This is a genomic window from Arthrobacter sp. 05T444, from assembly GCF_056395905.1.
The window spans coordinates 136998-162876 of record NZ_JBFTKK010000005.1 but is presented as its reverse complement, the minus strand read 5'-3'; the positions used below and the strand labels follow the sequence as shown (position 1 = coordinate 162876).

Genomic DNA, 25879 nt, shown 5'->3' with positions numbered 1-25879 from the left:
GGACGTCACCCCGCCTCGATGAAGGCGATCTGCCTCAGGCTGGCGGCAGGCTTCGGTTTCGGGGCGGCTGACGGCTTCCGTTTTGCGGCGGCGGCCGGCTTGAGACTCCCGACGGCGGCGGCTGGCTTTCCCATCGGAATCCGCCTGACGCTGAGCTGCTCGAGATCCAGCAGCCGGCGCGCACCGGTCCGGGCATCGATGATCCAGATCAGGTCGATCTCTTCGAGCGTGCTGGCCACTGTCCCCCGGTGTGCCAGTCGTCCGCGATGCCAGGCCTCGATCTCCTCCCCCGCCGAAAGCTCCGCGCACGAACGCACCTCAAGGTCCTCATCCGTCATCATCACTGGGCTCCTTTCACCGATCCGGTTCTGCATGCCCAGCCTGCACCACGAAGTTTTCTGCAGGGTTTCGAAATGGTGCTCCTTCTGTGTCGGCGCTGTTTCCTGGTGGGGCATCAAACCGCACCACTCTTTTGCAAACCCGACGCAGGTTTCGCGGGCCGGACAATAGCACCGGAAGATCAAATTAAGGATCATTTTCCAAAAACTGCGCTTTTCTTGATCCAATCCTGCGTAGTTCTTAGCTTAAGAACTACTCGCTTCGAAATGTTTATAGCGAGTTCAATTTACGGACCACTAATTTCCCCCTGGACAGAGCAATATGTACCGGAGATCGACGGCTGGTAATTATGCCTAGCGGCCGGACAACGTATCTGCATGCTGACTGGCGGCCTGCGCGGCTTCGGCGTTGCCCATCCGCACATAGATGTTGGCGAGGATGCGCCAGGGCGTGTCCAGCCCAGGATCGAGGGCTGCCGCGTGCTCCAGGTCCGCTATCCCCCCGGCAGCCTGCCCCAGGCCGAACCGGGCCACGCCGCGGTGAACGTAGAGCCCTGTGGAATAGGGCGCCTCCCGGACCAGGTCGTCCAACAGATTCTTGGCCGCGCCAAGATCCCCGCTGTAGAGGTATCCGATTGCCAGGGCCGTTCCTGCCTCCTGCGAGCGCGGCGTACGTTCCCGCGCGAGGCTCCCCCATTCGACTGCGTACCGGGCCGACTGCTGGTCCCCCGCCGTCGCCGGACCGGCAAACGCCTGGGCGGCCAGCAGCGCGGTGTCGCTGTCCCACGGCCTGAGTTGATGCGCCTGCTGGAACTCCTGCTCGGCGAGGGCAACGTCGCCTGCCGCGGCAGCCTTGGCGCCAGCGCCCATCGGCCATTCTGCAAGAGTAGCGGGGACGGCAATGGCCAGGGCCGCCGCGGCGAGAACCAAGCCGGCCGCCGTCAATACCGCGGGCCGGAACATGCCCGCTGCCATTGCCGTCAGCTTGGCCGGAATCTCGCCGGCCATCGCCCGCGCACCGAAGACAGAGAAGCCTGGTCCATCGCGCCCCACCAGCCCGCCGCACAGGAAGGCCACCAGAGCCGTAGTGCCGATCGACGTAAAGTGCGTCAGCAGCGCCAGACCGTATGCGGCCACGGTCACCACCACCACAGCAAGGTAGCGGCGGTCTGTACCGCACGGGGCTTCCTTCATGCGCCTGGCCACGGCCAGCACGGCAACCGCCCCGAGAACGAGGACCAACAACAGCAACGGAACGCCGCCGGCGGCCAATGCCTGCAGCGGCCAACTGTGGGGCGAATCAGCAGGGAAACTGTCGCCCACTGATCGCGCCCACTCCTCGTTCAGATACGCCGGCAGCGCGTCGACAAAGCCGCTGGGCCCAACACCAAAGACCGGATCGGCGCCGATCAGGCCCAAGGTCCGGTCCCACAGCAGCCAGCGCCCGTCCACGGTTCCTGCCGACAGCAGGCGGTCACGCGCAGCGGGGACCAGCAGGACTCCGATGACCACTCCCGCGGCAGCCAGCACGGCACCGGCCGCGATACTTGGCCGCGACCAGGACCGGCTCCGCATCCACATATAGCTGCCAAACAACGCCGCGATCAGGAGCCCCGCGAGGGCGGCCCGGGAGCCAGAAAGGACCGCCACCCCGGCAGCGGCAAACAGACCTGCCCGCCGCAGCCAAAGCTGCCAGCCCCGCTCAGAGCCAGCACCGGCGGACAGCACTCCGGCGATGACGAAGCCGACCAGGCCCTGGTCAGTGGCGTTCCCCAAGGTTGCGCCCGGCCGCACGTCGGAGGCCCCGCCCAGCGGCCGCAGCCCAGCGCTTTCCAGCACAGCGATGACGAACAGAATCAAGGAGACGGCGGCTAGGGAGAGACTGAGGAGCCTGCGTCTCCGGACGGCCGACTCACCGCCAAGGACTTTCGCGCCCACCGCGAAGACTGCCACATAGACGCCAAGCGTCAGCAATCCCTCATAACGCGGCCAGCGTCCGGCCATGCTGGCCAGCGGCGTATCAGACAAGAGAATAGCGACGCCGATCCATACCACGCACGCGGCCGTCGCCGCCTGCACTGCCAGGGGAATCCGGGCCCGCAGCGGAGACAGCAGGCCTGCGAGGACAGCGATGATCACCAAGAGCAGCTTGATCCAGACGAACCTGAAGAGCCCTCCGGGCTGGAACACCAGGATTGATCCTGCCATCAGGATGATGCAGAGGCCGGGCAGCCGGGTCATCGCTTGCTTCATGCTCGGGTGGCGACCTTTCAGGGAGAGGACTCCAATATAACGGTCGTCTCCTGACCCAGGTCCATTTAAACCGGGCAGGAAGACATGGTTACTAACTCATTTGGACATACAGAGCTGGTTTTGGGAAACACTGCTTTGAATTCCTTTTTGGCGGTTACACTGAAGCGTTCTTTGACAATTAAATGATGCGGCCCAGCCGCTGCATGACCCATGGGGGGTAAAAATGCTCGCTTTGAGCAGGCGATTCCGTTTTCGGATCGCCGTTTTATTATCGGTTCTGTCAGCGCTGGTGCTGCTCGGCATAACGCCTGCCAACGCAGCCGACCTGTCAGATGCATCCATCAGCGGAAAAGTGACGGCACCTGCAGGAGTGGTGCTCACCTCCGTCGGCGTTTCGGTCAGCAGCACCGGCATGGACTGGTATTCCGGTTACGGACAGGTCGCCGCGGACGGCAGCTATACGGTCAGCGGCCTTCCGGCAGGGTCCTACAAGGTCCAATTCGGTGGTGACTCCGGAGCAATGGGCCAATGGTACTCAGGCGCAACGTCCTTCCAGTCAGCCACACCCGTCACCCTCACGGCCGGCCAAAGCCTGCCCGGCATCAACGCAACCCTCGTCAAGGGCGCCTCCATCAGCGGCCGCGTCACCGTCCCCGCTGGCATCGACCCCAGCTCTGTCGGCGTTTCAGTCAGCAGCACTGGCGCCGACTGGTATTCCGGTTACGGACAGGTTGGCCAGGACGGCAGCTACACGGTCCGCGGCATACCGGCAGGCAGCTACAAAATCCAGTTCTCCGGAAACAACTCGGGCGTCATTACCCAGTGGCATTCGGGAGCGTCGTCCTCCGAGACCGCCACGCCGGTGGCGCTCACCGCAGGTCAGGATCTTAGCGGAATCAACGCGACGCTCGTCATGGGCGCCTCCATCAGCGGCAAAGTTACGGTTCCTGCCGGTGCGGAGGCTGGCTCCTTGCAGGCCGACGTCACCTCGGCAAGCGGAGGCTACGCGGGATCCTCCCAGATCAACGACGACGGCACGTACAAGGTCAACGGCCTGCCGGCAGGCAGCTACAAGGTCCGGTTCTCGGGGTACAACAGCAGCCTTCTGCAGCAGTGGTACGCCGGCGCCTCCTCCGAAGCGACGGCCACGCCCGTGACACTCGCCGCGGGCCAGGACCGTACCGGGATCGACGCGGCCCTGGTCATGGGCGCGTCCGTCAGCGGAACAGTCACCGCCCCTGCCGGCGTCGACGTCAGCTCAATTCAGGCCACGGTCTACCAGGCCGGCGGAACGAACCCCAACTACGTGGCTTCCTCCTCGGTCAACGACGACGGCACGTACAAGGTGGCCGGTCTCCCGTCAGGCAGCTATAAAGTGCAGTTCGCCGGCTACAACACCGCCACGCTGCAGCAGTGGTATGCGGGAGCGTCAACCTTCGAAACCGCAACCCCCCTCACTCTCACAGAGGGCCAGGACCATGGCGGCATCAATGCCACTCTGGTCAAGGGCGCGTCAATTTCCGGCAAGGTCACGGCCCCTGCCGGCGTCAACCTGTCCGCAGTGCAGGCCTATCTCTTCACGTCGGACAGCTACTCCTACGCGGGATCCGTGCAGGTCACGGCCGACGGCTCCTACAACTTCGCCGGCCTTGCAGCCGGGTCCTACAGGGTCCAGTTCAGCGCAGGAACCTCGGGGGCACTCGAGCAGTGGTACGGCGGCGCATTGACGTTCACCGAGTCGACGCCCGTCCCCGTCACGGCCAGCCAGCAACTGGCTCTCGATGACACGGTCCTTATCAAGGGCGCATCAATCAGCGGCAAGGTCACAGCTCCTGCCGGAGTCGATCTGGCCCGGGTAGAAGCCTCCGTCTACAACGCTGACAACTTCAGGGCGTATCCGATCAGTGTCCAGGTGCAGGCCGACGGCGGATTCAAGGTCACCGGCCTCCGCGCCGGAAACTACAAGGTCCAGTTTTCGGGGTATGACTCTGGGGCCCTGAACCAGTGGTACGCGAACGGCACCACCATTGATACGGCCACGGCACTGCCCGTCACGGCCGGCCAGGATCTCACGGGCATCAACGCCACCCTGATCAAGGGCGCGTCCATCAGCGGCAAGCTCACGTCTCCTGCCGGCGTCGACCTGTCGATGGTCAACGTGTCGGCCACCGCTGAGGGAAGCGCCTACGGCAGCTACGGGCGCGTAAACGCAGACGGTACTTTCGCCGTCAAGGGACTTCTCGCGGGAACCTACAAAGTCAACTTCTCAAACTACAACTCCGGGGCCCTGGACGAGTGGTACAACAACGTCCAGACCCAGGCGGAGGCCACGCCGATCACGCTCACCGCGGGCCAGGACCGCGCGGCAATTGACGCCACCCTTGCCAAGGGTGCCACCATCAGCGGCAAAGTCACGCTGCCGGCAGCCGACTACTCCTCGAACGTCTCCGTCACTGCCTTCAACACCAGCGACAACGCCATGGCCGGCTCCACCTACTCGAATTTCGACGGCACGTACTCCATCCGCGGGCTGAGGCCGGGCAGCTACAAAATCCAGTTCAGCTCCTACGGCTCCGGAACGCTGCCGCAGTGGTACAACAAGGCGTCCAGCATGGCCGCGGCAACGCCCGTAACAGTGACCGAGGGCCAGACCCTGGCGGTGGCCGACACCACTTTGGTCAAGGGCGGCGTGATCAGCGGCAAGATCACCGCTCCGGCGGGAACGAACCTCAACGCGGCGCAGGTATACGCCACCAAGACCGGCGTCATCGACGGATCCTCCAGCCCCGGCTACGTGAGTCCGGACGGCACATACTCCGTTATCGGACTGGATGCCGGCACCTACAAGCTGCATTTTTCCGGCGGCCAAAGCGGGGCTGAAGACCTTTGGTACGGCGGCACCAGCGCCGCCACCGCGAAGGCGCTGACTATCGCCGTCGAGCAGACCATGCCGGGCGTCGATATGACGGTGACAACCGGCGCGTCCATCAAGGGCAAGATCACCGGCACCGGCACGAATGGCTACCCGCTCTCCGTGCTCGACCCTGCCGGCAAGACCGTCAAGAACGGCTACACGGACGCCACGGGCAACTACAGCGTGGTCGGCCTCGCGGCCGGTTCCTACAAGGTGGCCTTTAACCGCTCCAGCGGCTATTCACAGGAAGAAGCGCAGTTCTACCAGAACAAGCCCGAGTCGGCCGGCGCTTCTCAGGCCCAAGCCATCCCGGTGACCACGGGCCAGGCCGTGCAGAACATCGATGCCGCCCTGACAGCAGGCGGGTCCGTCACCGGAACCGTCCTGGACAAGGCCGGGCAGCCAGTGGTCAACGCGTTCGTCCAGGCCTACACACCGGACGGCTCGCTGGTGACCCGGGACGGCAGCACCACAGCAGCGGGAAAGTACAGCATCAGCGGTCTCACGACGGGCAAGTACGTTATCCGCGTGCATGGCGGCCTGGCTGCCGGTGACCTCTACTCGGGCAACGCGACCACCGAAGCAACGGCCACTCCCGTAGCCGTTGTCGGTGGCAGCGCCACCACGCACGACCTGTCGTACGCGGCCGCGAACCAGCCGCTGACCGCACCGGTGCCCACCGTCACGGGCACAGCAAAGGCCGGGTCCACCCTGACCGCGGCCCCCGGCTCGTGGGGACCGTCACCGGTCGCGCTGACCTACCAGTGGAAAGCCAACGGGACTGCCAGCGGGCTCGCCATCGCCGGCGCCACCGCCAGCACCTACAAACTCACGACGGCGGATGTTGGCAAGACCATCACTGTCACCGTCACGGGGACCAAGACCGGGTACACCACCGCGGCCAAGACCTCAGTGGCAACAGGTACTGTCATGGCCCTCAACCCGGTCCTGACCGCACCGGTCCCGAAGGTCACCGGCACGGCCAAGGTGGGCTCCACCCTGACCGCAACCCCGGGCACCTGGGGTCCCGCACCGGTCACGCTGAAGTACCAGTGGAAGGCAAACGGCGTCGCCATCACCGGCGCCACCGCAGGCACCTACAAGCCCACGGCAACGGACCTGGGCAAGACCGTCACCGTTACCGTCACCGGGTCCAAGGCCGGCTACACCACCGCGGCCAAAGCGAGCACGGCAACGGCCAAGGTCGCGGCCGGGACGCTGACCGTGCCCGCACCGAAGATCACGGGCACCGCCAAGGTCGGGTCCACCCTGACCGCAACGGGCGTGTGGGGTCCGGCACCGGTCACGCTGAAGTACCAGTGGAAGGCCAACGGCATCGCCATCACCGGCGCCACCGCAAGCACCTACAAGCCGGCCGCTGCAGTGATAGGCAAGGCGCTGACCGTCACGGTCACCGGGAGCAAGGCCGGCTACACCTCCCTGGCCAAGACCTCGGCGATCACAGCAAAGGTCGCCGCCGGAACGCTGACCGCGCCCCTACCGGTCATCACCGGCGCGGCCAAGGTCGGCTCCACCCTCACCGCAACAGGCACCTGGGGACCGGCACCGGTCACCTTGAAGTACCAGTGGAAGGCCAACGGCATCGCCATCACCGGCGCCACCGCCGGCACCTACAAACCGGCAACCACCGTGCTGGGCAAGACCCTGACCGTCACCGTCACCGGCTCCAAGGCCGGCTACACCGCGGCGGCCAAGACCTCCGCGATCACGGCAAAGGTGGCACCGGGAACCCTGACCGCACCGGTGCCCACGATCACAGGCACGGCCAAGGTCGGGTCCATCCTGACGGCAACGCCCGGCGTATGGGGTCCCGCGCCGGTCACGTTGAAATACCAGTGGAATGCGAACGGGGTCGCGATCACTGGCGCCACCGGCAGCACCTACAAACCGGTATTGGCCGTCAGCGGCAAGACCCTGACCGTCACGGTCACCGGTGCCAAGACCGGCTACACGACGGCGGCCAAAACCTCCGCGGCCACGGCCGCGGTGAGCTAGGCAAACCGCACACCCGGGCACAGATAAAGGCCACGGCCGTCGCAGCACCTGAACACACCAGGCGTTGCGGCGGCCGTGGCCGCTTAAACAGGGAATCCGGCCGTGGCGTGGAACCGCCTTCCCCAGGAAAGCTGGCGCCCCGCGCAGGATCTTTCTGGGTAGTCCGCCCGTAAAATATAGACGTGGCCTACGCGCCAGTAGGGTCGCACTGGCCACTCGAGAAGGAGGTCACGATGGGTTTGGGAGACAAGATCCACAATGCCGCCGAGAAACTCCACGGCAGAAGCAAGGAAGCAGCCGGACGCACCACCGGTAACGAACGGCTTAGGGCTGAAGGCCGAGGGCACCATCTCCGCGCCGACCTCAAGCAGGCGGGCGAAAAGATCAAGGACGCCTTCAGGCGGCACTAGGTCCCAGCTTGAGACGTGAGGCCCCATTCAGCCGATCCTGGACGGGGTCTCATTGTGTGCCGGGACGGCGAACCTCGCCACAGGCGCGCCTCGCGACGGCGTTCCCCACCACATAAGTGCACCGGATCACCTTTCCACCCATCCGGCTCCACCATCGCTCCGAACTGCATGTGTCCCTGTCAGGGGAGAACCACCACCACTTGCACGAGGAGAATGCTTTCCGATGAACAAGACACTTCGCTTCATGGCAGTTCCCACGCTTGCCCTGGGTGCACTCGCCCTCTCCGGCGCTCCAGCCATGGCCCATGAAGCCCCGGCTCAAACCGGCACCACGCACTCCTACCAGGCCACGCTCGGCCAGCTCAACGGCAGCTCCGCGTCTGGCACCGTCACCGTCGACGTCACCGGCAACCAGGCCCACGCCGTGCTCAACGTCTCCGGCCTCGCCCCTACCTTCATGGACGCGCCATACCCGCACGTCCAGCACATCCACGTCGGCGCCGCGGGCCAGTGCCCCGGCCCGGCCGCGGATGCCAATGGCGACGGCGTCATCTCCACCACCGAAGGCGCACCGTCCTACGGCAAGATCGGCACCACGCTCTCCACCAAGGGCGACACCAGCCCGGCCGCAGGCCTGGACCTCAAGGTCGCCGGCCAGGGCGGCAGCTACACCATTGACCGCACCTTCGACCTCAACGCCGAAACCAAGGCTGCGCTCGATTCCGGCACCGCCGTGGTGGTAGTCCACGGCCTGGACCCCGCCACGCTGAGCGCGGCCGGCCAGGCAGCCAAGAGCGACCTCGTCCCGTCCCTGCCGCTCGCCGCGACGTCGCCGGCACTGTGCGGCACGCTGGCCATGGGCCAGATGAACATGCCGGTCGGCGGCGCTGACACCGGCGTCGCCCAGCAGACCGCCGGTACCGCAGCCGGTACCGACGCCGGGACCCTCGCCCTGGGCGGCGGCCTCGTTCTCGCCGCCGCGGCCGGCGGCACCTACGTGATCCGTCGCCGCAAGGCCGCACAGGCAGCCTAAGCCAGGACTGGCCACGCCGGCATCAACACGGGCGTGAGTGCCGGCTGCTGCGGGCCCGACGCTTCCGCAGCAGCCGACACTCTGCCCGTGCCACCGGCTCCTGCAGGTTCCCGTGCAGGACACATTGTGAAGGACAACACGCCACCATGAGCAAGGCAAACAGAAAACGTAACCACCTGCTGGGATCCCTGGCGGTGGCGTCCCTGCTGCTGTCCGGATGCGCGGCAGCGGCCGGAGCGCCCGGATCAGCATCCACTGCACCGGCCTCGGAGTCCCCGGCAACGCAGCACTCCGTCGACCACTCCGCAGCAGCGGCGTCCTCCGCCACCCCCGCTACCGAGTCCCAGGACGGTCCGTCCGAGGCCGCCAAAATGGTCTGCGGGCCCGAGACCCAGGACAACGTCTCCGAGATATTGCAGCTGAAGTCCGCACCGCACAGCGTCTCCACTTGGGCCGACAAGACCTTTACCTGCACCTACCACCTCGCCGAAGGGCCCCTGGTGATCTCCGTAAAGGAATCAGCAGACCCGGCCTCGGCGCGTAAGTACTTCGACGCCCAGGCAGGCAAGATCGGCGGAACAGAGCCGATCAAGGGTCTGGCAAACCTGGGTTTCCCCGCCTACCAGACGGACGACGGATCGGTCGTCTTCCTCAAGGACAACAACACCCTGTACGTCAACGCCACAAAGCTGCCGGCCGCCGTCGGCCCCCACGGCGCAACCCCCACCGCGTTCGCCTACCAGGTGTCCACCACCATCCTGGCGTGCTGGAAGGAACACCACTAAGCCATGGCACCCCCATCGATGCGGCCACACAGAGGCATCCCGCGCAGAGGCACCCTCCCGTCCGCCGCGGTCTCCCTCCTGGTCCTTTGCGGGCTGGCCCTTGGCGGCTGCGGGGCAGCCGGTCAAACGGCCGCCCCATCGGCAACCGGCGGACCGCAGACCGGAGCCGCAGCGTCGGGTGCCGCATCGCCGTCGGCCGTTCCGTCCAATGAGGCACCGCAGATTAAAAGCCCGACGGCGGCAGCCGCCAAGGCGGCCAAGGTCCCCTCCCTTGCCCGGCCGGCTCCGGCGCCCGTGGCGCTGAGTGTTCCAGCCATCGGCGTGCAGTCACCGCTCGTGAAGCTGGCGCTCCGGCCCAACAAGTCGCTGGAGGTGCCGCCGGACGGCCCTGGTGCACCCGCTGGCTGGTACAGCGGCTCCCCCGCGCCGGGCGACACCGGTCCGGCCGTGTTCCTGGGCCACGTGAACTCGACAAGCGGCGGCCCCGGGGTCTTCGCGAACCTCCGCAGCCTGAAGCCCGGCGACGAGATCGCGGTGCAGCGGGCCGACCACAGCACGGTGGCCTTCACGGTTGCAAAGGCTGCCGCCTACAGCAAGAACAGCTTCCCCACGCTGCAGGTGTACGGCAACACCAAGGGCCCCGAGGTGCGGCTCATCACCTGCGACGGGTACGACCCCTCGACCGGCCTGTTCAACGACAACTACGTGGTGTACGCCAAGCTCAAGGCCAAATAAGCGGGCTGAACACACTGCGCAGTTTTCCATCGCTCAGACGGTCCCGACGGGCAGCTCTGACGAACGCGAATACTGCGACCAGCCGCCGACGAACAGCTTGCCCCGGCCCATGCCGAGGTACTCCAGCACCAGCAGGTTGTGGCAGGCTGTCACCCCGGAGCCGCAGTAGTTGACCGTGTCACGAGCGGAGCCAATCCCGGCCCGGCCGAAATTCTCCAGCAGCTGGGCCCGCGGGACCAGCTTCCCCGAGGGCCCCAGGTTCTCCCTGCACGGCACGTTCACCGCACCGGGAATGTGCCCGGGACGGGGATCGACAGGGTCCTGCAGCCCAAGGTAGCGGTCACGGTTCCGGGCGTCGATGATTGTGGCTGCAGCTGACGCTTCCGCGATGTCGGCCAGCAGTCCGGTCGGCCAGGGACGGGCGGTGAAGTCCCCGGGCACGGCTGCCGGAACCGCCGTCTCCAGCGCGCCGGCATAGTACGTCATGCCGCCGTCCAGTACAGCGGCATCGTGTCCGGTGACCCGCAGCATCCAGACCAGACGCGCCGCAATGACACCGCCGGCATCGTCGTAAGCCACCACCACATCCGAGCCGTTGATACCGCTCTGCCGCATGCCTTCGGCGAAAACCTCCGGATCCGGCAGCGGATTGCGCCCGGATTCCTTCGACGCCGGCGCGGAAAGCCAGCGGTTCAGGTCGACGAACACGGCGCCGGGGAGGTGGCCGCGGCTGTAGGCGTCCCGCCCGGACGATCCGTCCAGGTACCAGCGCGTGTCCGCGACGACCACCCGCCGCCGCTGGCCTGCGCACCATTGGAGGTCCACGAATGGCTGAATATTGCTGACTTCCGGCATGGCTCCAGCGTAATCCTCCGTCTCGTACTGCGAGACAGCCATATCAACATGCGGACAAAGCGGGTGCTGGCGCATTTCGCTGCCCGCAACGTCGAGGGCCACGGCAGACCCTGCTCGTACGGCGGGACGGACCCGGCCCGGAAACGGCCCACGGACAGAGCGGAACCGGCGTACGCTGGTGGATATATGAGTCCCCCAGCCAAGCCGTGTGACCATGCGTGAACTAAGTAATATTTCGGTCTTGGGAGTCTCCCTCCTGCTCGCCTTGGCGTCGTGCGCCCCGCCGCCGTCGCCCGCACCCGGCAAGCAGGCGAGCCGGGCCGCCGGCACCCACATTGCCGCTCCCGCCCACATCACCACCGCTGCACCGGCGGCCTTGGCACCCCATGCGCTGGCACCGGCGCCGCTGACCCCGGCCCAGCAGCTGGCCAAGCTCACCATGGCGCAGCGTGTGGGCCAGTTGTTCATGATTGCTTCTGCGGCCACCGGCGCCGACATCAACACCATGTCCGATATCACCAAATACCACGTGGGCAGTGTGTACCTGGCGGGGCGCAGCCGCGCGGGAACCGCAGCCACGGCCGCCGTCGTCCGCCGGATGACCGCAACCGTGTCGGCGGCCACCACCGGGAGCATCCGGCTCGCTGTGGCGACCGACCAGGAGGGCGGCTTCGTCCAGGTCCTCAGCGGTCCGGGCTTCTCGGTGATTCCGACGGCGGTGGCCCAGGGCAGGCAGGCGCCGGCGGTGCTGCAGGCCAATGCCCACGTCTGGGGGAACCAGCTGCGCGCAGCCGGGCTCAACCTGAATCTGGCGCCAGTACTGGATACCGTCCCGAGTGCGCAGTTCGCTCCGCACAACGCGCCCATCGGCTTCTTCGGCCGCGAATACGGGTTCACGCCGCAGACAGTCTCCAGCCGCGGCGGAGCCTTTGCTGCGGGCATGCGCCAGGCCGGCGTCGCACCTGTGGTCAAGCATTTCCCGGGGCTTGGCCGCGTCACCCTCAACACGGACACCAGCCGCAACGTCCACGACACCGTCACCACCCGCAGCGATCCCTACCTGCTGCCGTTCCGGACGGCCATCCAGGCGGGCGCCCGCTGGGTCATGGTGTCCAGCGCCTATTACAACCGCATCGACGCCGGCCACATCGCCCCGCTGTCGGCGGTGATCATGCGCACCATGCTGCGGGGTGACCTGCACTTCACCGGGGTCATCCTGTCCGATGACCTGTGCAATGCCGCGCAGTTGGCTCCGTGGGCCAAGGGCGCCCGGGCCACCGGCTTCATCCACGCCGGCGGAACCATGCTGCTGTGCGCAAACCCGCGGGACATTCCGGTCATGACCTCCGCGGTGCTGCAGCTCGCGCAGCACAACCCCGCGTTCGCGGCCGAGGTCAATGCCGCCGCCCTGAAAGTGTTGACGGTGAAGGCCGGGCACTAGGGGCGGCCCCAAGAGGCCGGTGACGCGCTGGGCACCGAGCCGCCAGAATCCGCAATATTTAGACGCACCTATGGCCCCGGACGCCGTCTTACGAAATTGACGCCCAAGACACCCTCGGCCTGGCCCCTCAGCGGACTCTTTGCTGGTTTCGGGCCTCGGAAACGATGCGGGACAGCTCCTTGGAAAGAACGGAACTGGCAGTCTCTGAACTTGGCCAGTGACCGATCTGTAACCGACGTTCCAGGGTACGGGCGCAGTCTTCCATCTGCAGGGCGCCGACCATTGCGGACGTAACTTTGAGGCTCACCACGGCATCCAACGTTTTTTCCAGGTCCTCGGCCGCGACACCGGCAACGATGTTGGCCGAGCGTGCCGGCAACAAATCCAAGTACTCGCTAAAGAATCTGTCCGCCACGCACTGACCGGCCTGCTCGGCGAGAATGCGTAGAGCAACGGTGTCGAGGACGGGCGGCCGTTGTCCTGCCCTTGTCCCCGCCGCCTGCTGACCTGTCCTCATTTGGGACTACGGGTCAGGCGCTGCCCAAGAACTGCCTTGGGACGGCTGCGCTGTTGCGAGATGTTCACACTCATTCCGATCCGTCATAGGCACCACGACGCCGCTGTACGGCGCACTGTTAAGTGTTCTCCAGAAGGCTCAAAGTCTATGCAGCCTATCCCCAAGATCGGCTCAGCTTTCCCCAAGTTACGGCCGGACCCGCACTGGCGCCTGCCCCCCGGGGCGCTTCGGGCTTCCTCTTGGTAGGGTTTCGTCAAGGGCAATACTGGGGCGGCCCAAGGAGAATTTTGATGGCGGGTAGCCGGACGGCTGTTGTGGTTGAAGACGATGCGGACGTCGGCGGTCTTATTCATGCAATCCTGGGAGCCGCCGGCGTTACTGCCCGACTTGCGGAAACAGGCACTGCAGGTGTTGACGCCGTACGCATGCACTCCCCCGACATCGTAATCCTGGACTTCGGGCTACCGGACATCACAGGCCTGGAAGTCATCCGCCGAATCAGGAGCTTCAGCCACGTCTACATCCTCATGCTCACGGGACACGAAGAAATGATGGATGCCCTGATCTCCGCAGGAGCCAACGCCGTCATGACTAAGCCATTCCGCCCGCGTGCACTGAGAGCCCAAATCGACGAGGCACTCGGGCTGCAACTCCCTCAACCTTAGGAGTGCGTGTTCGCGGCCTCAGCGGACTCTCCCCTCAGCGGACCAGGCCGGAAACGAGGTTGATGGTGGTGGCCAGCACGATGGCCCCCAGCAGATACGAGAGCAGGGCGTGTCGCAGCACGGTGCCGCGGATGGCGTCGGTTTTCAGGTCGGTGTCGGAGACCTGGAAACACATGCCGACAGTGAAGGACAGGTAGGCGAAGTCCAGGTACCGCGGCGGCCTGTCCTCGTTGAAGTCCACACCGGCCTTGTCCCGGTAGTAAATCGAGGCGTAGCGCAGGGCAAAGAGCGTATGCACCAGGAACCAGGACAGCGCCACGCTTCCCAGCGCCAGGGCAATGATGGCTGCCTTCCCTCCGCCTTCAGTGGTGGAGGCGTCCAGCAGGATGAGGGCCACCCCGCCGAAGCTGGCTATCGTGGCGGCGAGCACCAGGGCATCCGAAGCGGCCCTGCCGGGATCGTCGCGCCGGGCGTGCGCCGCCGTGGCTCCCGCGTCCAGTCCCCCGATGATGGTCCAGACCCAGATGAGGTAGGTGGCACATGCGGCCGCCCAGCCCAGCGCGGGTGCGTACGACCACGATTTCAGGAGCCCGACAGCAACGGCCGCGCCGATACCCACCACGGCCATCACCAGAAGGCGAAGCCGGGAGTGATGGGCCGGCCTGTCGTATCGCGTGGCCTGGTGCCCTGCCCTGTCCGTTGTGCTCATGGTCTGATCATTCCAGTTCCGCGGCGGGAAGCCCGGCGGCGGGCTGGCCGTGGCCGCTTAGATGTTGCCGGTTGAGGGCGTCCAGCTCGTCATCCGTGAGGTCGTCGAAGGACCGGGCTTCGTGGCGGTCACTGCGGGCGAAGCGGACGAACATCAGGATGATCAGCGGCAGATCGACAATTTCGGCGAGGAACCACAGCAGGTCTCCGGCTATCTGCTGGTCCCGGAGAGGACCCGGCTGCCAGTTGGGGTGTCCGGCCGCGATCCGCCCGGCCCCGTCCAGGATCCCGGGGCTCAGCCGCATCAGGATTCCGGGCACGGCATCGGCAAGGAGCTCGATAAACACGTAGATGAACTCGACAACGATCAGCGAACTGACGGCCTTGGTTGATCCGTCCTCGATGATCGGCACCGCCATCAGCATCCCGAGCAGCGGCACGAATACGGTCAGGACCACGTCCCACACCGGGCTGGTCCGCAGCGGATAGAAAAGCGGGGTGAGGAACAGGCTGAACATGCCCAGCCCCAGCAGCGCAGCGACCACTGTGTTGCTCAGGGAGCGCACCACGCCGTGGTTCAGGATCTTCTCCAGCCGCGAAGCGCCGGCAGCGCCCAGGGAGTTCCGGGCCAGGGTAAGCGGCCTTCCCGCCGCCACGAGCAACGGGACGATGAAGAGGTAAGAGGTGACCTTCAGCGTGAAGACCCAGCGGAGATCGTCGCTGTAGACGCCGGTAAAGCCGAAGCTGAGCACGGCGAAGCTGCCCAGGCCCAGCACGTAGAACGTCGCCGTCCGCCACCACGGCCAAGTGATGCCGCGGCTCCCGGCGGCCCGGACGCCGCGAGCGTAGAACGCAGCGGCCAGAAGCAGCAGCACAAGGGCCGGCCAGTTAAGCGTCCATGAAGTCCAGACGACTTCCCACGGTGGCATGGTCAGCTCCTTCTTACGGGGCTCTGCGGACGGGTGCCGGCGGCAGCCTTCCCTGCCGCTATTCTTGCGGGCCGGCGTCGGGCGGCGCTGACGCCGACCACGACGGCGATCAGCAGCGCCAGGCCCAGGCTCACCGGGCCTGTCCCCCAGCCGAGCCCGCCACGGGCCGGGGACGCGGCGGACCAGTCGGCGAAGGATGCCCCGAGCGGCCGGGTGAGGATGTAAGCGGACCAAAACGCCGGGATGGCGGGGAGCAGCGTCCGCCAATATGCAATGGCCGGCGCTGCGATGGCCAGGGCAAACACGGCACCGGATGCCAGGTAGCCCAGATTGAGGCTGTAGGCGGTCATGTCGCCGGCGGCCGTGCCGAGGGCGAACGTCGTCAGAACCGCCGTCCAATAGTAGGTTTCGCGGCGCCGCGTGAGGATGCTGTGGATCGACAGGGTCCCCTCGCTGCGGTGCCAGAGGAAGAAGCAGGCTGCCAGGGCGGCGAGGAAGAACGCCGTAGACGCCAGATAGGGGATGCCGAGCACCACGTGCACCGCGTCGGCGGCCATGGTTCCGAAGACGCTGACCATCACCACGGCCAGCCAGTAGACCCAGGGAATGTAGCGGCGGACCCTGAACTGGAGGATCAGTGACGCGGCCAGGCCAGTACCGCCGAGGGCAAGCGCCACTTCCGGGGCAAGGGAATGGAGCATGAAGTCCGAGGTGGTCTCGCCCATCCCGGTGGTGAGCACTTTTGCTGCCCAGAACCAGCCCGTGATTTCCGGGACTTTGGACGCGATTCCGCGGGCGGACCCCGCGGCACCGACCGGAGCCTGAACGTCCAGAACTCCGGCTGCGGCGCCGTCCGCTGATGAGCGGGATTCGTGCTGCGTCATGCGCGTCGTTCCTCCGCGGCCACGTCGGCGTCAGCGCCGCCGTCGGCCTTCCTGCTCCGGCGGTGCTTGAGGTATTCGATGCCCCACGGCACCACGGAGACCAGGACCATGACCACGGCGATGACGTCGATGTTCTTGGCAACGATCTCGAAGTGTCCCAGCCAGGTCCCCAGCAGCGTCACGGACGTGGCCCACGCGAGGGCGCCCACGATGTTCCACAGCGAGAAGGACCTGTAGCCGTACCGGGCGATCCCCGCGCTCAGCGGCGCATAGGTCCGCACGATCGGAACGAAGCGCGCCAGCACAATGGCGGGTCCGCCGTGGCGGCGGAAGAAGTCCTCGGTCTTGTCCAGGTGGGAGGTCTTCAGGATTTTCGCATCGTCCTTGAACCACCGGCGGCCAAATTTCCGTCCGAGCATGTACCCCACCTGGTCCCCGGCCACCGCCGCCGCCGTGATGACGCCGATCAGCACCGGCAGCGCCAGGTTCAGCTGCTGGTGAAGGAGACCCGCGGTGAAGAGCAGGGAGTCGCCGGGCAGGAACGGGAAAAGGACACCGGATTCGATGAACACCATGAGTGCGATGACCGAGAAGGTGGCCGGCCCCAGACCCGAAAGCAGGGCCGCCGGGTCCAGCAGGGAGGGGATCCCGGCGGACGACGCCACGGCCGGGGCCAGCGCAAGGGCATGAAGAGTATGCATGAAACCACTCTCGCCCGCGGTCTCAAAGAAAACCCTAAGAAATACGGACGCCGGCCCGCCGTCGTGGACGGCGGGCCGGCGTTCCCGGTGCTGTGTGGACTATTCGGCCAGTTTTGCCACAGCCTGGGCCCACAGGAAGAACTTGTTGGTACCCAGGTCCTTGATCGTCTTAATCCCGAGGGCCTCCTGGAGCTTCTGGGCGTCGGACTCGGACAGGCCCTGGAGTGCACCCACGGGTGCCTTGGCCAGTTCCTCGATGCTCTTGCTTTCGTATTCGGAATCGAACTTATTGCTGAGGCCAGCCACTGTGAAGCTCCTTTGCTCAAGTGAAGCCCGGACGCGTGCCGGGCAGGCGGTGCGCCCAAGGAACAGCAAAGCACGAGTCGGCGCCGGCGTCGAGATACCGGCGTAAAACGGGAGACGGCCGCCGCGTCAGCAGACGCAGCGGCCGTCCCAAAGTTCCGAGACGCTCCTGAGCAGGGGCGTCAGTTCCAGCCCGAGCCGGCAGCAGACCGCCCCAGGAAGCCGCCCGTGCCGTTGCCCTTGTACAGCCAGAGTGCGCCGGCCGTATCCACGGCGAGGACGTCGTTCCTGGCGTCGCCGTTGAAGTCGCCGCGGGCGGTGATGGCCGTCATGGCGTTCCAGCCGACGCCGGCCTTCACCCTTCCGGAGAAGCCGCTGCGGCCGTTCCCCGTGTACAGCCAGAGCGCACCGGCGGTGTCGCGGGCCAGCACGTCGGCCTTCCGGTCGCCGTTCATGTCACCGGGACCCACGACGGCGGTCATCGAGTTCCAGCCGGAGCCCACCTTGACGCGTGCCAGCCAGCCGCCCCGCCCGTTGCCCGGGTACAGCCAGAGCACACCGGCGGCGTCGCGGGCCAGGACGTCCGGTTTAGCATCACCATTAATGTCACCCGGACCGACGATGCTCGTGAAGGCGTTCCAGCCGGAGCCCACCTTCACCCGTGCGAGGAAGCCGCTACGCCCGTTGCCCGGGAATAGCCACAGAGCACCGGAACTGTCGCGGGCCAGGACATCGGCCCTGCCGTCGCCGTTGAAATCGCCGGGAGCGACAATGGCTGTCATGCCGTTCCAGCCCGTGCCGGACTTCACCCGTGCCAGCCAGCTGCCGCTGCCGTTGCCGGGGTAGAGCCACAGCGCGCCGGAGTTGTCCCGGGCCAGCACGTCGGACTTCCGGTCGCCGTTCAGATCACCGGCGGCCACCACGGTGGTGATGTGCAGAACCGCGGCGGCGGCGTCCACCAGGCCGGCCCCGCAGCCTGACGGGCAGCCGCCGGCAACGGGACGTGCTGTCCGCTTTAGTCGGGCCTCGACCGCGGCGGGCGTCGCGGCCGGCCCCATCTGCGCCATCAGCAGCGCGGCCACGCCGGCAACGTGCGGAGCGGCCGCGGACGTGCCCTCGGCGAAGTAGTAGGACGAGTCCGTCTGGGCGGTGGTCGCGCCGTCGTTGCGGATGGACAGGATGCCGCCCGAAACACTGTCGTCCGGGTTCCCGCCGGGAGGCGGTGTCATGTCGCCGCCGGGGGCGGTGACGTCCACGTTGGGGCCGAAGTTTGAGTACGGGGCAAACGAACCGCTGGGTCCGCTGGCGGCAACAGTGATGACGTTCTGACAGTTCGCGGGCTCGGAGGTCGCGGCGGACAGGCTCTCGTTGCCGGCAGCGACCACCACGGCGGCACCCCGGCCGGTGGCGATGTCAATGGCATCCTGCCAGGTCTGTGAACATGCTTCTGTGCCGCCAAGGCTGAGGTTGATGACGCGTGCCGGGGTGGGGTTCAGGGGCGCATCGGCAACGGGAGCTCCCGAAGCCCAGATCACGGCGTCCGTGATGTCCGAGGTAAAGCCGCCGCAGGGTCCCATGGCCCTGACCGGCAGGATTTTGGCTTTGGGGGCCACTCCGGCGATGCCGTTGGCGTTTTCGGTGACGGCACCGATGATGCCGGCCACGAAGGTGCCGTGCCAGGACGACTCGGTGGCCGCCGCATCGGCTGCGCAGAATCCGGGGTCGGTCCAGTCCCCCTCGTCCGTGGGGTCGGAGTCACGGCCGTTGCCGTCGCGGGCTTCGGTCGGGTCGGTGATCATGTCGTAGCCCTGCAGCACATTGGCGTTGACGTCGTCGTGGCGGGTGATGCCAGTGTCCACCACGGCCACCACCTGGCCCGTGCCCTGGGTGACGTCCCAGGCCCGGGTCACCTTGATACCGCCGGTTTGCTGGGACAGGTTCCATTGGAACGGGAAGTAGGGGTCGTTCGGATCGGCGACCTTGGGGTGCATCAGGGCGTCGGGCTCTGCATAGGCCACGGCGGGATCAGCGCGCAGTGAGGCGAGGAGTTTTGCCGAATCGCCGGCGCCGAGTTTCTTGGCGGTTCGCAGCACGCGGGCGCCGCCGGACGTGGCGCGGAGGTCCTTGACGGCGGAGCCGAGTTTGACGGCGGCCCGCCCGTAAGTCTTTGCCCGCACCGCGGGGACGGCATCCGCCCCGTCCGTGAACTTCACAATGAACTGGTTGGTCGCCGCTGCTGCACCGGAGGAGGGCCGCGCAATCGACGCTGCGGGCGGCACTGCCGGCAGCGGGGCCGGCGCATCGTCAGCCGATGCCGGCGGGCCGATCAGCGCACCCGCGGCCAGCGCCGCAACGCCGGCCGAGGCCAAGAGGGAGGAGAAATACGACCGGCGCGCGTGAGACATCGAGACCATTCCTGTTCGGCGCGTCAACCACAACTGGTCCGGGCGCGGAAGTTAGGGTGCGACCCCCTGCCGCACCCAAAATGAGTGTAGCTGTTGGGTCGGACTTTTTGTTGGCCCGGCCGGTACCTGGCTGTATGAAGGGAGCAGCTTCCCTGAACCTCGTTGTTAAGCCTGCGGTTACCGGGGGGCCAACCCCGCGTCTTCCCCCGGAGCCCCGAATGCCCCACACTGTGTGCAAGAGTCTTTTCCGCACTGGCCAAAGGCAGGTCACCCATGGTCCCTCTTATCTCCCTCGCGGCTCTCGTCGGGCCGCAGGAACACAAGCCCGACGCCCGCATTCCCCGGCCACTTGACGCGAGCGACCTGCCGGAGCTGAAAGACCTTTATCTGCGCGCCTACGACCCGGAGAAGGAGCATTCCGATGGCTTTCACTCCGTCGACAGGATCGGCACAATCTTCGACGGCGCGCACGGAACCCCGATTCCTGAGGCCTCACTCCTGACGGTTGACCAGGACGGCCGAATCACGGGGGCCATCATCATCACCGACCGGCACGTCGGAAGCCCCGGCCCGGGGACCGCTTTCATCGCCGAACTCTTCACCCACCCGGACCACCGCAGGCAAGGCCTCGCCGAAGATCTCCTGCGCCATGCCATGCACGTGCTGCACACCCTGGGACACAACATCCTCGCAGTCAGCGTCCACAGCGGCAACGCCGCTGCCATGGCCCTGTATCTCTCCCGGGACTTCCGCCGCCTGAGCCAGCGGGCCGCGAGCGACTGAGCCGACTCTGCGGCGTCACCCGACTTTGCGGCGTCACCCTGCGGTGGCCGCTCCGAGGGTGACGTCTGCGGCCTGGGCCTGGCCTCCGCGCAGGAACGTGACCTTAACGGTGGCTCCGGCTGCCTGTTCCCGTGCGGCCGCCGTCAGCTCGGAAGCATCAGTCACGGTCCGTCCGGCCAGTCCTGTGATCACGTCGCCGGCCTTCAGCCCGGCTTTGTCCGCCGCGGACCCTGCGGTTACGGCGGCCACTTCGGCCCCGGTCGTAAAGTCAGACGAGGCTCCGGAGGCCTTGTCCTGGACCGAAAGGCCCAGCTGGCCGTGCGTCGCGGCGCCCGTGGCGATGATTTCCTGGGCCACACGCTTGGCCACATTGATCGGGATCGAGAAACCGACGCCGATGTTGCCGGACTGGGAGGATGAGGAGGACGATCCGGCCGAGGCGATGGCCACGTTGACGCCGATGATCTCACCCTGCGTGTTGGTCAGGGCGCCGCCGGAATTTCCGGGGTTGATGGCCGCGTCAGTTTGGATGACGTTGATGCTGATGGAGCCCTGCGCCGACGTGGAGGAGTCGGTCTGCGAAGTGGCGGAGGAGTCCGTTTCGATGGTGCGGTTCACCGCCGAGACAATGCCGTCCGTCACGGTGCCGCTGAGTCCGAGGGGCGCTCCGATGGCGATGGCGGCGTCACCGACCTTGACCGCGCCGGAGTCCCCCAGCGTCGCCGGGACCAGGCCCTGGGCGGTGATTTGGATGACGGCCAGATCCGAGAGCGGGTCGGTGCCCACGATTTTCGCCGTGTAGACCTTCCCGTCGCTGGTGCGGACCTCGATGGCTGCGTTCGCGGCCTGCCCGTCCAGGGTGACCACGTGCGTGTTGGTCAGGATGTGGCCGTCCGTATCCAGAATGATGCCCGAGCCGGTGCCGCCGGAGCTGCCGGAGCTCGCGCTGATGGTCACCACACTGGGCGAGGCCTTCTGGGCGGCGGCAGTCACCGCGTTGACGCTGGAAGTATTGTTGACGATCACCGGCGTGTACTGGGCCTGCGCCGTGGCTGACGCCTCGGTTGGCGGGTTCAACAGAGCGGTAGTTCCAACGGCGGTACCTCCGCCCAGCAGACCCGCGGCCACCAGACAGGTGACAAAGACCGCAGGACCCACCCTTTTCCGGTCCTTCCGGCGGGTTGCCGTCATGTCTGCCGTGGTGGTCCCGGCCGCCGTGGGCCCTGCCGCCCAGACGGGGATTGCGCTGGCAGTCACTGTGCTGGCAGCCGCCGGGCCGGGAGCCGCTGTGGTCGCCCCGGCGCCATCGCCGGCACCGCGTTCCATGTAGTCACCCTGCGTGAACTCAACCTGTGTGTCGTCATCCTGCGTGGGACGTTCATACTCGTTCATCGGTCATCCTGACTTCTCGAAGGCTATGACCTCATACTCGACGCCGGTCCTATCGACCGTCTGTCCGGCTCCTGTGACGAAGCTGTGAGCATTTCCCGGAAGACGGTCAACCTATTTGGGAGGCACGCCTAGACTCCTGTGATGGCCACTCTTATTGAGAGCGTTTTCCTCAACGGGACAGTTGGTTCCGGAAAGACCACCACGGGCGAGGCCCTGCACCGGCTGCTCGCCGACGACGGAATCAGCAACGCCGTCATCGATCTGGATGGGCTGCGGCGGAGCTGGCCCGTGCCCGCAACGGATCGGTTTAACCATGAACTCGAGCTCCGGAACCTCCAGTCCCTGGCATTGAACTATCGCGAGGTTGGAGTTCGGCGGTTCATCCTTGCAGGGGTCGTTGAGCATTCTGCCGAGGTGGATCGCTACCGTACTGCCCTGGGCGGAGGAGACCTGACAGTGGTCCGGTTAGATCCGTCTCTCGAAACTATTCAGGACAGGCTCAGGAATCGGCACGAGCCCAACAGCCCGGAGCTGGCCTGGCACCTGGAACGCAGTGTGGAGCTGGCCTGGCACCTGGAACGCAGTGTGGAGCTGCATCGGATCCTGAATGAAGCCCGCCTGGACGCCCATGTGGTGGCAATCGGCAGCCAGAGCCCCCAAGAGGCTGCCCATGTCGTTCGCACGCTCGTTGGGTGGTAGCCTGCCAGGCAGTGCTGCCGGTTGTCGCATGGGAGAATCACTGCGTGGATACCGCCGAACCCGTGACCGTTGACTGGCCTTCACTTCTCTTGGCGCTTCTTATCGATTCGCTGCTCGTCTGGGCACCAGCGGCTTCGTTGTTCTTTCTTGCGCCCGGGCATCAGGTCCCTCTAGCCCTGGGCCTGGTGCTGACAGCCTTGGCAGCCAACTGTGCGCTCTATGCCGGTGGCACAACGATCGGCACATACCTTTGCGGCTTCCGGCTGAGGACGCGGCACCAGCAGCAGCCAGGGCTGAGCTATGGACTGATCCTCGCACTGCTTACCTTCGCGTCCGTGCCTGCGGTTGCGCTTTTGATCGCCGTCAGCTTGACTCCGGTTAACAGCGCTTCCGGTCCCTTGGGTCGGCCGGTTGGCTATCCCCTCGTCGGAGAACGAACCCACCGGCGGCCGGTCCTCCAGGCCGCCGACGACTACTGGGAACGCTGGTCGGATTAAAATGCAGTGGCCCGCGGACTTCAGCCGTACGTTCGCCCGGCGCGCCGCCTAGCCCCGCTGTGGCCTGCGGCCCGTCGACGGCGGACGGTCCGGAAGATCAGCAGCTCACCGACGCCGATAAGTCCGACGGCGGCCACGGTCATCCAGAGCTGGCGGTCGGCGTTGCCCAGGGCGTCGGCGGCGTAGCCGACAAAAGGCACCGCGTAGTAGAGCTTCCCCTTGACCTGGCGGGCCCGGACGGGCGTTGGGCTGCTGGCGCTGTTGTTGTCGCCTTTGGTGATCAGGGTTCGTTGGCCGTCCTGGGTGGCGCCGAATCCGACAATCCGCTGTGTCTCGACTTCAGGCCGTCCCGGACTGAGCTGAAAGGTGACGATGTCGCCGTATTTCAGCTCGCTGAACGCCGCCGGTTTCACCACCAGGAACGTTCCCGGGGAGTACTTCGGCGCCATGGAGTTGCTGGTCACAGTGTAGGTCTGGGAGCCGGTAGCCCATGGCACGAAGAACAGGGCAAGCACGGCGAAGCCTAGGACCATCAGCAGAATGCTGGCGAAGCTTCCGGGCCCGGTGGACGGGTCGCGACGAGTTTCGGAGGCCCAGGCGGACCGTCCTCCGCCGCGTCTACCGCCGGCGTCCATGCCAAACTGCGCCCGCATCCCTGGCCGTCCCTCTGGCAATGGGCTGCTCTTCATGACGGCGCCTCACGTTCTGTTCTGGCTGTTTACCTGCTGCACAGAACAATGCCGGGGCGCCCTCAGGACTGCATGCTGGAATCCGTCAAGGTTGCCTCAAGAATTTCTAAATACCCCCGCCCCGGCCGCGCCGGCCCAGAAAAGCGGACCCGGTATACCCCGCACCGAGGACAACCATGCTGCCCAGCCATCCGAGCGCCAGGAAGATCATCGTGGTCCGGTCCCTGTCCTCGTACGGAGCCAGCGACTGCCCTGCCACCACCACCCTTCCTGCCGATGACCGGGCCACAATGGCCATCCGAAGGCCTGGCTCCGGCTGCCACGTCACGGTGTCAACGCCGGAATCGCGTGCCGTCTGGAGCACGCCGGACGGCACCACCGGGAGGGATCCGTGAAGGGTCGCAGTCCCCGACTCGGGTTTGTCGTCGGACCCGTACACGACGACGAACAGTCCGCTTTCGGGGGTCAGCTCCACCCTCGGCCCTGGTTCAGTTCCGGCAGGAAGCTGCACCAAGGCCGCGGCGGCAGCCGCGGGAGCATCATTAGCCGACCGGCGGCCTACCTGCTGAAACGCGCCGTAGACGCTGCCGAAGATCAGCGTGACCACCACGGCCGCCGCCATCCATCCGAGAATTCTTCCCATCGGCTCAACCAACCACGTCAGCGCCGGGCATTGAAGACGTCGGGCCCGAAGCTGTTGACCCCTACGCCGCGGGCAATACCAAGACGGGGCAGCGAGAAGATGTCCTCGATGGTGGCCAGCAGGCTGTAGTGGTTGTAGAAGCGGTTAGAGGTGGTGCCGCCCCGGACGAAGGGTGAGAGCACCAGGGCACCCACGCGCCCGCCGGCCGTCCCGCCTGGTCTCCCCGGAGGGCCCACGGATCGCCCTTCGGCTTCGTCGAAGGTGATGATCAGGACCCCGTCGCGCTGGAACGCCGGGGAACGCAGGATGGGCGGCACCTGCCGCAGGAGCCAGGCGTTTGCGGTCACCAGACCGCCGGGTCGCCCGTCCACGCACGGGCTGTCGTGGCCGTCGTGGCACAGGTTGGGGGTGATGTAGGAAAGGTTGGGCGTCGTCGCGGCCGACCTCAGATCGCCGGCGAGCGCCCTGAAATCAACTACCCGCCGCCTGCAGTCCGGTGAGGACGTGATCGCCTCGAAGTACACGAAGGGGTTGTGCCGCGTCGCGTACTGGTCACCGCGCCTGGCACTCCGGCTCCCGTCGCTGGCGCCGGGCTGCGGATGCCGGCACGGAATGCGCATGTCCTCCATGTATCCCTTCCAGCTCTTCCTGGCCGCGGTCAGCTGCCCGGCAACTGTGGGAACGGACCTCGGGTAGAGGCAGCCGTTGCCACTGAAGACGCCGCGGTACGGAGGACCGGACGGCCTGAACCGCGAATAGGTCCCGCAGTCGGAACGGGTCATGGCGTTCGGTGGCTGCCCGGAAATCTGCGCCAGATAGTTAGGTTGGGAATTGTGCGCAATCGCGTAGTACTGCGACAGCAGGACACCGCGGGCGCGCAGAAATTTGGACAGATAAGGGGCTTTCGACGCCGGACCCCAGACCGTGCCATAGCCCCTGTTCTCAAGGTTGATCACAAAGACGTGGCCGGGCCTCGCGGCCCGGAGCACCGCAGATGCATCCGGCGCCGCCGCGGCGGCCGGTACCGGGACGGGCGCCGCAGTCGGCGCCGGCATCGACACTGCAGCTGGGACGCGCACCACCGTCGGGGCTGGGACCGCCGTCGAGGTTGGGACCGTCGTTGCAGCGGCGCTGACGGGAAGTGGCACATTTCGCGGGGACGGCGCCGGCTTGCTGGCCGCCCCCGACATGATGATGGCAACGGCAAGGGCCAGCCACTGTGCACCCCGCTGGGGACCTCTGCCCGGCCTCCGCCTGACCTTCCAGCCCATCGTGTCCTTCTCT

General features: G+C 66.4%; 24 protein-coding genes. 10 read left to right on the top strand and 14 right to left on the bottom strand.

The window, feature by feature from the left end:
• Positions 1-5 precede the first annotated feature (5 nt).
• Positions 6-566: a hypothetical protein gene (locus AC1DD3_RS07200; protein ID WP_476881329.1), complete on the bottom strand. Its 561-nt coding sequence runs from the start codon at positions 564-566 to the stop codon at positions 6-8.
• 126 nt (positions 567-692) lie between these two features.
• On the bottom strand, positions 693-2591 hold the full coding sequence (locus tag AC1DD3_RS07195; RefSeq protein WP_476881328.1) for an O-antigen ligase family protein: 1899 nt from the start codon (positions 2589-2591) through the stop codon (positions 693-695).
• Positions 2592-2823: 232 nt separating this feature from the next.
• Here AC1DD3_RS07195 and AC1DD3_RS07190 point away from each other — a divergent pair, with 232 nt between their 5' ends.
• The 5 genes from AC1DD3_RS07190 (at position 2824) to AC1DD3_RS07170 (ending at position 10484) form a co-directional block, all read left to right on the top strand.
• On the top strand, positions 2824-7521 hold the full coding sequence (locus AC1DD3_RS07190; protein ID WP_476881327.1) for a beta strand repeat-containing protein: 4698 nt from the start codon (positions 2824-2826) through the stop codon (positions 7519-7521).
• Positions 7522-7754: 233 nt separating this feature from the next.
• Positions 7755-7931, top strand: coding sequence for a CsbD family protein (locus AC1DD3_RS07185; RefSeq protein WP_476876891.1), 177 nt, complete (start codon positions 7755-7757; stop codon positions 7929-7931).
• Between the two features lie 223 nt (positions 7932-8154).
• A complete protein-coding gene (locus AC1DD3_RS07180; RefSeq protein WP_476876892.1) occupies positions 8155-8964 on the top strand; it encodes a hypothetical protein in 810 nt (269 codons plus the stop codon).
• Between the two features lie 146 nt (positions 8965-9110).
• A complete protein-coding gene (locus AC1DD3_RS07175; RefSeq protein WP_476881326.1) occupies positions 9111-9749 on the top strand; it encodes a hypothetical protein in 639 nt (212 codons plus the stop codon).
• A gap of 3 nt (positions 9750-9752) precedes the next feature.
• Positions 9753-10484, top strand: a complete 732-nt coding sequence (locus tag AC1DD3_RS07170) for a sortase domain-containing protein (protein WP_476881325.1) — start codon at positions 9753-9755, stop codon at positions 10482-10484.
• Between the two features lie 33 nt (positions 10485-10517).
• On the opposite strand, the gene AC1DD3_RS07165 is transcribed toward AC1DD3_RS07170, so the two are convergent.
• Positions 10518-11381 (bottom strand): sulfurtransferase, encoded by an 864-nt coding sequence (locus AC1DD3_RS07165; protein ID WP_476881324.1) that lies wholly within the window; start codon positions 11379-11381, stop codon positions 10518-10520.
• Positions 11382-11580: 199 nt separating this feature from the next.
• Between AC1DD3_RS07165 and AC1DD3_RS07160 the strand changes: the two genes are divergently transcribed.
• Positions 11581-12780 carry a glycoside hydrolase family 3 N-terminal domain-containing protein gene (locus AC1DD3_RS07160; RefSeq protein WP_476881323.1) on the top strand — a complete coding sequence of 400 codons (1200 nt, stop codon included), beginning with the start codon at positions 11581-11583 and terminating at the stop codon, positions 12778-12780.
• A gap of 127 nt (positions 12781-12907) precedes the next feature.
• Here the strand turns inward: AC1DD3_RS07160 and AC1DD3_RS07155 are convergent, their stop codons facing one another.
• Positions 12908-13297: an Hpt domain-containing protein gene (locus AC1DD3_RS07155; RefSeq protein ID WP_230118942.1), complete on the bottom strand. Its 390-nt coding sequence runs from the start codon at positions 13295-13297 to the stop codon at positions 12908-12910.
• A gap of 290 nt (positions 13298-13587) precedes the next feature.
• Here AC1DD3_RS07155 and AC1DD3_RS07150 point away from each other — a divergent pair, with 290 nt between their 5' ends.
• Complete coding sequence (locus AC1DD3_RS07150; RefSeq protein WP_476881322.1) at positions 13588-13962, top strand: response regulator transcription factor; 375 nt, start codon at positions 13588-13590, stop codon at positions 13960-13962.
• Positions 13963-13996: 34 nt separating this feature from the next.
• Here AC1DD3_RS07150 and AC1DD3_RS07145 read toward each other — a convergent pair whose 3' ends face one another.
• The 6 genes from AC1DD3_RS07145 to AC1DD3_RS07120 all read right to left on the bottom strand — a co-directional run bounded on the left by AC1DD3_RS07145 (position 13997) and on the right by AC1DD3_RS07120 (position 19892).
• Positions 13997-14671: a DUF1345 domain-containing protein gene (locus AC1DD3_RS07145; protein ID WP_476881321.1), complete on the bottom strand. Its 675-nt coding sequence runs from the start codon at positions 14669-14671 to the stop codon at positions 13997-13999.
• 7 nt (positions 14672-14678) lie between these two features.
• Positions 14679-15599, bottom strand: a complete 921-nt coding sequence (locus AC1DD3_RS07140) for a cytochrome c oxidase assembly protein (RefSeq protein ID WP_476881320.1) — start codon at positions 15597-15599, stop codon at positions 14679-14681.
• A 2-nt stretch (positions 15600-15601) separates the two neighbouring features.
• A complete protein-coding gene (locus AC1DD3_RS07135; RefSeq protein ID WP_476881319.1) occupies positions 15602-16483 on the bottom strand; it encodes a COG4705 family protein in 882 nt (293 codons plus the stop codon).
• The gene (locus tag AC1DD3_RS07130; protein WP_476881318.1) at positions 16480-17184 is read right to left on the bottom strand and encodes a DedA family protein; all 705 of its coding nucleotides are present in this window, start codon (positions 17182-17184) and stop codon (positions 16480-16482) included. The genes AC1DD3_RS07135 and AC1DD3_RS07130 overlap by 4 nt, the downstream gene beginning before the upstream one ends.
• 99 nt (positions 17185-17283) lie before the next feature.
• Positions 17284-17490 (bottom strand): hypothetical protein, encoded by a 207-nt coding sequence (locus AC1DD3_RS07125; protein ID WP_476881317.1) that lies wholly within the window; start codon positions 17488-17490, stop codon positions 17284-17286.
• A 179-nt stretch (positions 17491-17669) separates the two neighbouring features.
• Positions 17670-19892 carry a S8 family serine peptidase gene (locus tag AC1DD3_RS07120; protein ID WP_476881316.1) on the bottom strand — a complete coding sequence of 741 codons (2223 nt, stop codon included), beginning with the start codon at positions 19890-19892 and terminating at the stop codon, positions 17670-17672.
• 273 nt (positions 19893-20165) lie between these two features.
• Here AC1DD3_RS07120 and AC1DD3_RS07115 point away from each other — a divergent pair, with 273 nt between their 5' ends.
• Complete coding sequence (locus tag AC1DD3_RS07115; protein ID WP_476881315.1) at positions 20166-20675, top strand: GNAT family N-acetyltransferase; 510 nt, start codon at positions 20166-20168, stop codon at positions 20673-20675.
• Positions 20676-20708: 33 nt separating this feature from the next.
• Here AC1DD3_RS07115 and AC1DD3_RS07110 read toward each other — a convergent pair whose 3' ends face one another.
• A complete protein-coding gene (locus AC1DD3_RS07110) occupies positions 20709-22067 on the bottom strand; it encodes a S1C family serine protease (RefSeq protein ID WP_476881314.1) in 1359 nt (452 codons plus the stop codon).
• A 141-nt stretch (positions 22068-22208) separates the two neighbouring features.
• On the opposite strand from AC1DD3_RS07110, the gene AC1DD3_RS07105 reads away from it, so the two are divergent.
• Positions 22209-22766, top strand: a complete 558-nt coding sequence (locus AC1DD3_RS07105; RefSeq protein ID WP_476881313.1) for an AAA family ATPase — start codon at positions 22209-22211, stop codon at positions 22764-22766.
• 44 nt (positions 22767-22810) lie between these two features.
• Positions 22811-23263, top strand: coding sequence for a hypothetical protein (locus AC1DD3_RS07100; protein ID WP_476881312.1), 453 nt, complete (start codon positions 22811-22813; stop codon positions 23261-23263).
• Positions 23264-23283: 20 nt separating this feature from the next.
• Here AC1DD3_RS07100 and AC1DD3_RS07095 read toward each other — a convergent pair whose 3' ends face one another.
• The 3 genes from AC1DD3_RS07095 to AC1DD3_RS07085 all read right to left on the bottom strand — a co-directional run bounded on the left by AC1DD3_RS07095 (position 23284) and on the right by AC1DD3_RS07085 (position 25650).
• A complete protein-coding gene (locus AC1DD3_RS07095; RefSeq protein WP_476881311.1) occupies positions 23284-23952 on the bottom strand; it encodes a signal peptidase I in 669 nt (222 codons plus the stop codon).
• A 106-nt stretch (positions 23953-24058) separates the two neighbouring features.
• The gene (locus AC1DD3_RS07090) at positions 24059-24595 is read right to left on the bottom strand and encodes a hypothetical protein (protein ID WP_476876909.1); all 537 of its coding nucleotides are present in this window, start codon (positions 24593-24595) and stop codon (positions 24059-24061) included.
• Between the two features lie 17 nt (positions 24596-24612).
• Positions 24613-25650, bottom strand: coding sequence for an alkaline phosphatase family protein (locus tag AC1DD3_RS07085; protein ID WP_476876910.1), 1038 nt, complete (start codon positions 25648-25650; stop codon positions 24613-24615).
• Positions 25651-25879: the final 229 nt, after the last annotated feature.

What these genes read in the sequence shown, in the direction of transcription:
- AC1DD3_RS07195 (WP_476881328.1), bottom strand. Translation starts at nt 2,591, where the DNA reads ATGAAGCAAGCGATGACCCGGCTGCCCGGCCTCTGCATCATCCTGATG.
- AC1DD3_RS07185 (WP_476876891.1), top strand. Translation starts at nt 7,755, where the DNA reads ATGGGTTTGGGAGACAAGATCCACAATGCCGCCGAGAAACTCCACGGC.
- AC1DD3_RS07180 (WP_476876892.1), top strand. Translation starts at nt 8,155, where the DNA reads ATGAACAAGACACTTCGCTTCATGGCAGTTCCCACGCTTGCCCTGGGT.
- AC1DD3_RS07175 (WP_476881326.1), top strand. Translation starts at nt 9,111, where the DNA reads ATGAGCAAGGCAAACAGAAAACGTAACCACCTGCTGGGATCCCTGGCG.
- AC1DD3_RS07170 (WP_476881325.1), top strand. Translation starts at nt 9,753, where the DNA reads ATGGCACCCCCATCGATGCGGCCACACAGAGGCATCCCGCGCAGAGGC.
- AC1DD3_RS07165 (WP_476881324.1), bottom strand. Translation starts at nt 11,381, where the DNA reads ATGGCTGTCTCGCAGTACGAGACGGAGGATTACGCTGGAGCCATGCCG.
- AC1DD3_RS07155 (WP_230118942.1), bottom strand. Translation starts at nt 13,297, where the DNA reads ATGAGGACAGGTCAGCAGGCGGCGGGGACAAGGGCAGGACAACGGCCG.
- AC1DD3_RS07150 (WP_476881322.1), top strand. Translation starts at nt 13,588, where the DNA reads ATGGCGGGTAGCCGGACGGCTGTTGTGGTTGAAGACGATGCGGACGTC.
- AC1DD3_RS07145 (WP_476881321.1), bottom strand. Translation starts at nt 14,671, where the DNA reads ATGAGCACAACGGACAGGGCAGGGCACCAGGCCACGCGATACGACAGG.
- AC1DD3_RS07140 (WP_476881320.1), bottom strand. Translation starts at nt 15,599, where the DNA reads ATGCCACCGTGGGAAGTCGTCTGGACTTCATGGACGCTTAACTGGCCG.
- AC1DD3_RS07135 (WP_476881319.1), bottom strand. Translation starts at nt 16,483, where the DNA reads ATGACGCAGCACGAATCCCGCTCATCAGCGGACGGCGCCGCAGCCGGA.
- AC1DD3_RS07130 (WP_476881318.1), bottom strand. Translation starts at nt 17,184, where the DNA reads ATGCATACTCTTCATGCCCTTGCGCTGGCCCCGGCCGTGGCGTCGTCC.
- AC1DD3_RS07120 (WP_476881316.1), bottom strand. Translation starts at nt 19,892, where the DNA reads ATGTCTCACGCGCGCCGGTCGTATTTCTCCTCCCTCTTGGCCTCGGCC.
- AC1DD3_RS07115 (WP_476881315.1), top strand. Translation starts at nt 20,166, where the DNA reads ATGGTCCCTCTTATCTCCCTCGCGGCTCTCGTCGGGCCGCAGGAACAC.
- AC1DD3_RS07110 (WP_476881314.1), bottom strand. Translation starts at nt 22,067, where the DNA reads ATGAACGAGTATGAACGTCCCACGCAGGATGACGACACACAGGTTGAG.
- AC1DD3_RS07105 (WP_476881313.1), top strand. Translation starts at nt 22,209, where the DNA reads ATGGCCACTCTTATTGAGAGCGTTTTCCTCAACGGGACAGTTGGTTCC.
- AC1DD3_RS07095 (WP_476881311.1), bottom strand. Translation starts at nt 23,952, where the DNA reads ATGAAGAGCAGCCCATTGCCAGAGGGACGGCCAGGGATGCGGGCGCAG.
- AC1DD3_RS07090 (WP_476876909.1), bottom strand. Translation starts at nt 24,595, where the DNA reads ATGGGAAGAATTCTCGGATGGATGGCGGCGGCCGTGGTGGTCACGCTG.
- AC1DD3_RS07085 (WP_476876910.1), bottom strand. Translation starts at nt 25,650, where the DNA reads ATGCCGGCGCCGACTGCGGCGCCCGTCCCGGTACCGGCCGCCGCGGCG.